The organism is Streptomyces sp. NPDC048462 (genome assembly GCF_043200175.1).
Lineage (GTDB): Bacteria > Actinomycetota > Actinomycetes > Streptomycetales > Streptomycetaceae > Streptomyces.
Genome location: NZ_JBICXG010000002.1, coordinates 338828 through 347986, shown reverse-complemented (window position 1 = coordinate 347986; position 9159 = coordinate 338828). Strand labels below are relative to the sequence as shown.

At 69.1% G+C, this 9159-nt stretch carries 7 protein-coding genes and 1 pseudogene; 5 read left to right on the top strand and 3 right to left on the bottom strand.

Features of this window, described 5'->3' with window-relative positions:
• Positions 1-364: 364 nt before the first annotated feature.
• Positions 365-3517: an RHS repeat-associated core domain-containing protein gene (locus ACGFU6_RS04800; RefSeq protein WP_393608077.1), complete on the bottom strand. Its 3153-nt coding sequence runs from the start codon at positions 3515-3517 to the stop codon at positions 365-367.
• Positions 3518-4028: 511 nt separating this feature from the next.
• Between ACGFU6_RS04800 and ACGFU6_RS04795 the strand changes: the two genes are divergently transcribed.
• A complete protein-coding gene (locus ACGFU6_RS04795; RefSeq protein WP_393608076.1) occupies positions 4029-4304 on the top strand; it encodes a hypothetical protein in 276 nt (91 codons plus the stop codon).
• Between the two features lie 259 nt (positions 4305-4563).
• On the opposite strand, the gene ACGFU6_RS04790 is transcribed toward ACGFU6_RS04795, so the two are convergent.
• Positions 4564-4725: a hypothetical protein gene (locus ACGFU6_RS04790; RefSeq protein ID WP_393608075.1), complete on the bottom strand. Its 162-nt coding sequence runs from the start codon at positions 4723-4725 to the stop codon at positions 4564-4566.
• 74 nt (positions 4726-4799) lie between these two features.
• Between ACGFU6_RS04790 and ACGFU6_RS04785 the strand changes: the two genes are divergently transcribed.
• The 4 genes and pseudogenes from ACGFU6_RS04785 (at position 4800) to ACGFU6_RS04770 (ending at position 8247) form a co-directional block, all read left to right on the top strand.
• On the top strand, positions 4800-5078 hold the full coding sequence (locus ACGFU6_RS04785; RefSeq protein ID WP_393608074.1) for a hypothetical protein: 279 nt from the start codon (positions 4800-4802) through the stop codon (positions 5076-5078).
• Between the two features lie 65 nt (positions 5079-5143).
• Positions 5144-5434: pseudogene (locus tag ACGFU6_RS04780) on the top strand (tyrosine-type recombinase/integrase); the annotation flags it as partial.
• A 49-nt stretch (positions 5435-5483) separates the two neighbouring features.
• A complete protein-coding gene (locus tag ACGFU6_RS04775) occupies positions 5484-7340 on the top strand; it encodes a gamma-glutamyltransferase family protein (RefSeq protein WP_393608073.1) in 1857 nt (618 codons plus the stop codon).
• Positions 7341-7419: 79 nt separating this feature from the next.
• Positions 7420-8247 carry an inositol monophosphatase family protein gene (locus ACGFU6_RS04770; protein ID WP_393608072.1) on the top strand — a complete coding sequence of 276 codons (828 nt, stop codon included), beginning with the start codon at positions 7420-7422 and terminating at the stop codon, positions 8245-8247.
• 13 nt (positions 8248-8260) lie between these two features.
• Here ACGFU6_RS04770 and ACGFU6_RS04765 read toward each other — a convergent pair whose 3' ends face one another.
• Positions 8261-9118: an SDR family NAD(P)-dependent oxidoreductase gene (locus ACGFU6_RS04765; protein WP_393608071.1), complete on the bottom strand. Its 858-nt coding sequence runs from the start codon at positions 9116-9118 to the stop codon at positions 8261-8263.
• Positions 9119-9159 lie beyond the last annotated feature (41 nt).

Genomic DNA, 9159 nt, shown 5'->3' with positions numbered 1-9159 from the left:
CTGCTGCAGCCCCGATTCGTGAGCGGAGGAATATCTTCCGCTCACAACGAATCGGCCGACGGCCACCCTTGCCATGCCCTTGCGGATCTCGAAGTCCATCGCACCCTTGAACTGGGTGTTGCGACGACCACAGAACTCAAGCGGAGCACTGGGGCAGATAAGGTTTCGCCTTACTCCTGACGCCGTTTCGTCCGTCTCATCAATTTGATGATGGCGATCAGGACCGCCACGGCTATGAGAGAGAACCCCACTACTCTCACGGCGGTGACTACATCGACGTCGATCACTTTAGCAACGACAACCGCCGCGACAATCAGGGCAAGAATAGCCCCCGAAATGGCGATTGGCATCCTGGATGTCGAACTCATTCGTCGAATGCCGTCGTGAGACTCTTGTACGCGTTGGCTCCCTCTACAAGGGCAGCACCGCCAGAAGCGATACCGGCAACACACCCAGCCCCTACGGTCGGGCCACAGCTCACGATGCCCGCACCGAAACCGAAGCCCGCGGCCCCAGCGGCGAGGCCGTGTCCAACTCCCTCGATGAAGCTATTGAAGCCGAACAACCCATCGGGATCGATCTGGTTGACCGGGTCGCCCTGCGCGTACAGGTAGGGGTTCTGTTCCTGGCCGGAGGGGTCGGGGTTCGTGAAGCGGCCGATGTTGGGGTCGTAGTAGCGGGCCGCGAAGTGGTAAAGGCCGGTGGGGTCCTGGTAGCCGCCGGCGAACCGGTAGGGCTGGGGAACCGTCTCACTGGTAATGCTGCGCGGAACACCGCGGGGGCTGTAGCCGTAGCTGTTCACCTTCGTGCCGGACTCGTCGGCCACGGCGACCACGCTGCCGAGCGCGTCGGTCAGGTAGTAGTAGTTCTTCCCCCCATGAGTCATGGAGTTCAGAGTGCCCCCGGGTTCACGGTTGAATCCTGTGTCGACCCCGGCAGTTGACGTGCCGGCCAGGCCGATCGGTCCGTTGTGGAAGAACGTGTCACCGAGCTTGATCCGCTCGGACTGGTCTGTCGATCCGTACTGCCCGGCGTAGGTCTTTCCGGCGACGGTGACCGAGGTCATCTGGGAGTAGTCCGTCCACTTCTCGGCGGTGCGGGTGCCTTCGGGGGTGGAGGCTCCGGCGGTCTCGTTGCCGATCTTGTCGTAGGACCAGTTCGTGGCCGAGCCGTTCTTGCCGGTGATCTGCTGGGCGTCGTTGACCGCGTAGGTTGTGCCGCCGGGGCAGCCGGGCGCGACGCCCTGGGAGGTCAGGTTGCCGGCGAGGTCGTAGCAGTACTGCCACGAGCTGCGCAGTGTGGTGCCCTTTTCTTCCTTGGCGTAGGAGAAGCGGCCGGCACTGTCGTAGGTGTAGGAGGTCTTGTAGCCGGAGACAGCGTCGGTGCTTGTGCGGATCTTGCCGCCGTCCTTCTTGACCTCGTTCTTGTCGATGTAGGCGTAGTCGTAGGCGAGGTCGACCAGGGTGCCCTTGGGGCTGGTGGCCTTGATCTTCTCCGGGCGTCCGGACTTGTCCGGGGTGACGGTCTGGACGGTGTTGCCCGGGTAGGTGGTCGTCGTGCGGACGTCGTTGTTGTCGTAGTCGTACGAGGTGATCTTGCCCTTGGGGTCCTTGAGGGACTTGAGCCTGTTCACCTCGTTCCAGGTGTAGTCCGTCAGCCCGGACGGGTCCTGGTATGTGTCGACGTTCCCAGCCGGGGTGTAGGTCAGGACCGTCTGCGAGCCGTCCTGCAGCGTGCGGACCGTTTCGCGGGACAGCGGGTCGAAGTCGTACTTGATGACACCGGCGCCGTCGGAACGCTGCTTGAGGTTCCCGTCGCCGTCGTAGGAGTAGGTGACGGCCATGTAGTTGGAGCTGTCGACCTTGATGACGCGGTCACGGTTGTCGTAGGTGTAGAGGACGGTGACACCGCGGGCGTCCTTGACGGATTCGGTGCGGCCGAGCGCGTCATAGGTATAGGTCGTGCTGCCCAGTGGAGCCGGCGCCTTGACCGTCTTCAGGTTGCCCTGGGTGTCGTAGGTGAAGGCGGTGGACACCGACTTCGCCGACGTCATCTCCGTGATGGCCTTGCACAGCTGGCCCTGGAAGCCATGGCAGTTGGGTGTGGCCTGGTTGTACTCGAAGGACCGGTTCCCCCCGCCCGTGCCCTCCACCGCCACGGACTTCGTATTGCCCGCCGTGTCGTAGGTGTAGTTGGTCTTCTCGTCGTCCGCGCTCGTGGACGAGGCGGGAAGGTCGGCACCCGCGATGGTCTGGTAGCCGGCCGCGGTGGAGGTGGCCCCGGTCGGCAGGGATGCCGATGTCTGGTTGTTGCGGCTGTCCCACCCGTACTTCGTGACGTTCGCGCCCGTCCCTTGGACTCCCATCGCGTCAGAGGCCGTATCCACGTTGTGGTTCGCGTCGAACGACTTGGACCGGGTATGGGTCAGCGCGTCGGTGACCTTCTTCACCTGGCCGTCGCCGTCATGCTCGTACTTGGTGGCGTGCTGCTCGGGGTCGGTGACCGTGGTCGTGCCGGCCGCCGTGGGCGAGGACGCCGAGTAGGTGTAGCTCCAGGTGGGTCCGGTGTGGCCGGATCCGTTGAGGGCTGTGGCGCGGAGCATGGAGGTGACACGGTTCTGGTCGTCGTAGGTGAAGACCGTGACCCGCCCCTCCGGGGTGGTGATCTTTGTCAGACGGCGCGAGGAGTCGTAGCCGAACTGGGTGGCCTTGCCCTCCGTATCCGACGTCTTGACCACGTCCCCGGACGGGTTGAGGTCGTAGACGGCGGTGCGGCCGGTGTGGTCCTTGGCCTGCCACTGCGAGGCGTTCGTCTTCAGCAGATCAACCCACCGGCCCGAGCGGGTCTCGGTGACCTTGAAGCCCTTCTGCTCACCGCCCTCGTCGTGCTGCGTGACGGTGATGACGCCGTTGTTCTTGTCGGTGACCTTCGTCAGCGTGCCGTTGGCGTCGTAGGTGTCCTTCGACCCCGACTTACGGTCCGTCAGGGCGTACGTGCCGTCCGCGTTCTTCTTCAGGTCCTTCGAGTAGCCCTTCGGAGTGGTGAAGGTGCCGTCCGTCTCCTTCGTGAAGCGGAGCGCCGCACCGCTCGCGTCGTAGATGACGACCTCGGAGGTGAAGATCTGCGCGTAGCGCTCGTACTCCTGCCACCACCGCTGGGACACCTTGCCCCACGGCGCGTCCAGCGAGTTGTACGTACGCGCCAGCCGTACCTTCTGGCCCACGCCGGCGACATCGAAGTCGGTGGCGGCGAGCATCAGGTTGCCGTTGGAGTAGTTGACCCGGGCCACCAGCGAGTCGGTGATCCGGAAGTCGGAGATCTGATGCCACGGCACCGCCCCCTGACCCTCCGGCACGTATGTCAGCACCGCAGCCGACGAACGAGCCGCAGCACCCGCGCCGGTCCCGGTCTCGGCCCGTTCCTTCTGGGCGGCGCGCCAGGCCGCGACCTCCGCCGACACCGGCGCCTCGGCCTCAGCCGCGACCGGGGTGTTGGAGCCCACCTTCACCTCAGGCATCTGCGCCTTCGGTCCACCCGGCCCCCACGCCGAAACAGGCGTCGGATCAGACGCCTGGGCGGCCAGGGCGGGCAGCGCGGAAGCACCGAGCGCAACCACCACCAGCGCGGCGGTCAGAGAACTTCTGCTGGATGTGCGGGCACGCCGAAACGGCGTGCCGGAAGCACGCGAAACCATGCAATCCCCCCACGGGACACGTAGACACGGTGACCGCAGAGCCGGCCACCGGAAGTCCACACGCTGCCACGACTCCTTCACGCGATGCGAACAAGTTCACGACTAGAAACACACAAATGAGCAAGAACAAGCCGACTTTCGCAAACGATTCCTCCTGAATTGACCTTCAAGAAGCCTTTCTCTTGCCTGGTGACAACTGTTTCGCCGTCAACAGATCGGGGCTTGAAACCAACCTCGCGAAACGCCGGCCCTCGCGCTCAAGGGCATGAACAGTCAAGGTCGGGCAAAGACGCGCACGACGTAACGGGGGATCATGGAACAGGACGGGCTGCGGGTGAGACCCAGCTTCCGCAGAATCAACCGCGCCACCCGCTTGACCGGCACCCTGCTCTGCTGGGCACACGCAACCGCCATGGCCCTCACCGCCATCGAGCTCCTGCTCCAGCCATCGACCAGCCGGTGGACCACCGCCTGGATCGGCTCGTGGACACTGACCGGCGCACTACTCATCGCCTGGGCCCTCCTGCGCGCCGCACAGAAACAACGCCTCCACCAGATCGCACAGTCCGACGACACCCACGACGGCCCCACGTACGACCGAGCGGCCTGACCACTGAGGGCACCCCAGCCCAAGGCGCCTACCGAACGGCGACGGTGGACAAGACCCGGCGATCGAGACGTGCCCGGCCCCGCCCGACGCACGACCATCGGACACGCCCTGACGGGTGACCAGTTGCCGGGCAATCGCTCCTGAACAGTGATCTACTCCAGGCGAGCCAACTTCCGCAAGCACCGCGACGGTGGCAACGGGCACTCGGATACCACGGATTTCAGCTGGCTGCACGGCCCCGAAGCGCGGGCAGTTCAGCTCACGCGAAGTGCGAGCGCGCGGGGCGGGCGGCGTTCCCGCGCCCGGCGGGCGGGGCGCCCCGGTAGGCGTCGTAGCGTTCCAGCTCGGCGACCAGGCGGGCGTAGGTCATGGGGCGGTCGATCTCCACGAACGCGCTGGAACCGTTGGTCAGGAGCACCACGCCGTCGGGCAGCGGGTTCCCGGCCGGGGTCGGGCTTCCACCCGCCAGTCCGCGTGATCGGCTGCCTGCGCCCCGTGGAAGGCGATGACGGTGTCGACCAAGGCGAGGCCGTGCTCCCGGAGACCGCCTGGAACTGGCGGGGCATGGTGGCGGACCGGTCGAGCCAGGGGCCGGTGCGGGCCAAGGAGGTAGCGGTAGTGCTGGGTCTGGAGCCGACGCCGGCGAAGGTGGAAGGTGTGGGGTCGAAGGCAAGGCGTCTGGCGGAGCGCGGGTGGCCGGTCCAGGAAACGTCGGGGATGTTCAGCGTCGGCCGTGGGCTCGTGGCCGGGCCGGGCGGCGGCTCATTCGCGTGATCATCGACCACTGGATCATCGCCTCGCTGGTAGCAGTCAACGTTTCGTAGTCGCGGGCCAGGCGGCGCGAATGTGAGCGTCGCTGGATCAAGGCGGCGGGTCGAGGAGTTCTTCAGGACGGGTTCCATGTGTTGAGGCACACGTACGCATCCCTCGTGCTGGAGGCGGGAGAGCCGGTCGTCACCCTCGCCAAGTGGTTGGGGCATTCATCGCCGGCCATCACGCTCGATCACTACGCGCACTTCATGCCGGAGGCGGGGAAGAAGGGGCGCAGGGCGATCGATAGCCTGCTGGGGGAGCGGGCGGAGGAGAGTGCCGGTCCAAACTCCGCAGATTCTCCCCAGGCCCGATCCTGAGTGCGGTCTCGACCGTCTGACGCGCGTAAACAACGAGGTGAGAGCCTGTATGTTCACCACCCGCCCCACCCTCCAGGGCACCTTCGGCATGGTGTCCTCGACCCACTGGCTCGCCTCGCAGTCGGCGATGGCCGTCCTGGAGGGCGGCGGCAACGCCTATGACGCCGCCGTCGCAGCCGGATTCGTCCTGCACGTTGTCGAACCGCACCTGAACGGACCGGCCGGCGAGGTGCCGATGATCCTCGCGCCCGCGGACGGCGAGGTCCGGGTGCTGTGCGGCCAGGGCCCGGCCCCCGCCGGTGCCACCGTCGCCCACTACCGCTCGCTCGGCCTCGGCCTGGTCCCCGGCACGGGACCGCTCGCCGCCGCCGTACCGGGCGCCTTCGACGCCTGGATGCTGCTGCTGCGTGACCACGGCACCAGGACCCTGGCCGAAGTGCTGCGGTACGCCATCGGCTACGCCGAGGACGGCCACGCACCCGTGGAGCGGGTGGGCCGGACCGTCGAGACCGTCCGCGAGCTGTTCGAGACCGAGTGGCCTTCCTCCGCCGCCGTGTACCTGCCCGGCGGCGAATCCCCCAAGCCCGGCGAGCTCTTCCGCAACCCGGCCCTCGCCGCGACCTGGCGCCGGCTGATCGCGGAGGCCGAGGCGGCCGGCGGCGAGGACCGCACCGCGCAGATCGAGGCGGCCCGCACGGTCTGGCGCGAGGGCTTCATAGCCGACGCCCTGGTCCGTCAGGCCGCCGTGCCCACCATGGACACCAGCGGCGAGCGCCACACCGGCACCCTCACCGCCGCCGACCTGGCCGGCTGGTACGCCTCGTACGAGGCCCCGGCCACCTACGACTGGAACGGCTGGACGCTCGCCAAGGCCGGCGGCTGGAGCCAGGGCCCCGCCCTCCTCCAGCAACTCGCCCTGCTCCCCGCCGAACTGCCCCGCTACGGCTGCGCCGAATACGTCCACCTGCTCATCGAGGGCTGCAAGCTCGCCATGGCCGACCGTGAGGCCTGGTACGGCGACGCCGCCGAGGTCCCGCTCGACGCCCTGCTCTCCGAGCCGTACAACACCGCCCGCCGCGCCCTGATCACCGACGACGCCTCACGCGAGCTGCGGCCGGGCAGCCCCGACGGGCGCGCCCCCGTCCTGAGCGAGCACGCCCGCGCCGTGGCCGACGGCTTCGACGCGACGGGCCTGGCCGCCGCCGGGGCCGGCGAGCCGACGGTCGCGAAGGAGGGCGCCGGAGAGCCCACGCAGACCGTGGACCGCACCGGCGAGCCGCCCGTCACCGCGGACGGGGCCACCCGAGGCGACACCTGCCATGTGGACGTCGTCGACCGCTGGGGCAACATGGTCTCCGCGACGCCCAGCGGCGGCTGGCTCCAGTCCAACCCGGTCGTCCCCGAACTCGGCTTCCCGCTCGGCACCCGCCTCCAGATGGCCTGGCTGGAGGAGGGCCTGCCCAACTCCCTCACCCCCGGGCGGCGTCCCCGCACCACCCTGACCCCGTCCCTCGCCCTGCGCGACGGCGTCCCCGTCATGGCGTTCGGCACCCCGGGCGGCGACCAGCAGGACCAGTGGCAGCTGCACTTCTTCCTCGCCGTCGCCCTGCGCGCCGAGGTCCGCGGCGGCCTCGACCTCCAGGGCGCCGTCGACGCCCCGAACTGGCACAACGACAGCTTCCCCGGCTCCTTCTTCCCGCGCGCGATGCACCTCGGCAGCGTCACCGTCGAGGAGGGCATGGACCCGGAGGTGGTCGCCGGGCTGCGCCGCCTCGGCCACGACGTCACGGTCGGCGAGGCGTGGTCCGAGGGCCGGATGTGCGCGGTCGCCCGCGACCCGCGCACCGGGATCCTGTCCGCGGCCGCCAACCCGCGCGGAATGCAGGGGTACGCCGTCGGCCGCTGACCCGCCCCGTCCCCGGCCGGTCACCCACCCGTCATGACCAGGTCGTCGGCGCCCCGGACCCGCGTGCTTAGCTGGGGGCATGATCGATGACTTCCTCGCCGGGGACCTGACCGAGATCGAGGCGGCGGTCCGCGCAGCGGCCGCCGCCGAGATCGTGCCGCGCTTCCGGCAGCTCGCCGCACACGAGATAGTCGAGAAGAACGGCCCGCACGACCTGGTGACCACCGCGGACCGGCTGGCCGAGGAGCACCTCACCGCCTCCCTGAGCCGGCTCCTGCCCGGCTCGGTCGTCGTCGGCGAGGAGGCCGTCCACGCCGACCCGGCGGTGTACGGGGCGCTGAGCGGCGAGGCACCCGTCTGGATTGTCGACCCGGTCGACGGCACCCGGCAGTTCGTCCGGGGCGAAGCCGGCTTCTGCACCCTGGTCGCCCTCGCCCACCACGGCGAGATCCTGGCCTCCTGGACGTACGCCGCCGCGCTGGACGAGATGGCCGTGGCCGTACGGGGCCGGGGAGCGACGCTCAACGGCGCGCCCCTGAAGGCGGGTTCGCCCGAGCCCGGCGCCGACCTGCGGGTCGCGATGTCCCACCCCGACTACACCACCGACGCCCAGAAGCGCGCCCTGCTGGGCCTGCGCACCGAGGGCATCGACGCCCGCCCCTGCGGATCGGCCGGCCTCGAATACCTCGGCGTCGCCCGAGGCGACCTGGAGGCGACCGCCTTCAACTGGGAGTACGCCTGGGACCACGCGGCCGGGCTGCTCCTGGTCACCGAGGCGGGCGGCGCCCAGGCCACGCTCTCCGGTGCGCCGTTCCGCATCGCCGGGGGCAACGACCTGCCCTTCACCGCCGCCCGCGACCGGGCGACGGCCGACACCGTCCTGGCCGCGCTGCGCGCCGGGGCCTGACGGCGCGGGGCGCTCAGCCTGCCAGCAGCTCGCGGGTCAGTGCGGCGAGGCGCTCGCGGGCCTGCGGATCGTAGGCCTGCTCATGGGCGGCGGCGTCGGTGAAGCGGTCGAAGTAGCGGCCGGTGACCCCGGCCAGCGCCGGATCGGTGATCAGCCGGACCGTGGGCCGTACCCCCTCCTCGACGGGAACCTGTGGGGTCAGCCCGTGCTCGCGGACTCCTCGGGTGTCCATCAGATGGGCCGGGTGCAGGGCGTTGAACGTGACCCCGGTGCCGGGTGTCCGCGAGGCGGCGAGGTCGAACGTGGACATGATCATCGCGAGCTTGCTCCGGCAGTACGCCTCCAGGCCCTGGTAGCCGTGCTCCATCATGACGTCGTCGAAGTCGACGGGTGACTGCCCCACCGACGCCACCTGGACCACCCGGGCCGGCGCCGACGCGGCCAGCAGCGGCAGCAGCTCGTCGATCAGCAGGCAGGGCGTCAGATAGTTCACCGCGAACCGCAGTTCGTGCCCCTGCGCGCTCACCTCGCGGAGCAGCGGGGACGCGCCCCCGCCGGCCACCGCGTTGTTGACCAGCACATCGAGCCGGGGTTCGGCCGCCCGCACGGCCTCGGCCATCGACCTGACCTGGTCCAGGTCGGACAGATCGGCGAGGTAGGTGCGGACCCCGCCGCGACCGGCCGAGAGCGCGCGCACCTCGTCGGCCGCCCTGTCCAGCCGTGCCCGGTCCCGTCCGTGCAGGAGCAGCGTCGCGCCCCGGGCCGCCAGATCGCGGGCGAGGTGAAGGCCGAGCCCCTGGGTCGCACCGGTGACGAGAACGGTTCCGCCGAAGACCGCGGGCGTACCAACGTGTGCGGATTGAGTATCCATGGGTTGAGTTATATCAAGACCTTGATTCAAACTCCATGCTT

What these genes read in the sequence shown, in the direction of transcription:
- ACGFU6_RS04800 (WP_393608077.1), bottom strand. Translation starts at nt 3,517, where the DNA reads ATGCCTGAGGTGAAGGTGGGCTCCAACACCCCGGTCGCGGCTGAGGCC.
- ACGFU6_RS04775 (WP_393608073.1), top strand. Translation starts at nt 5,484, where the DNA reads ATGTTCACCACCCGCCCCACCCTCCAGGGCACCTTCGGCATGGTGTCC.
- ACGFU6_RS04770 (WP_393608072.1), top strand. Translation starts at nt 7,420, where the DNA reads ATGATCGATGACTTCCTCGCCGGGGACCTGACCGAGATCGAGGCGGCG.
- ACGFU6_RS04765 (WP_393608071.1), bottom strand. Translation starts at nt 9,118, where the DNA reads ATGGATACTCAATCCGCACACGTTGGTACGCCCGCGGTCTTCGGCGGA.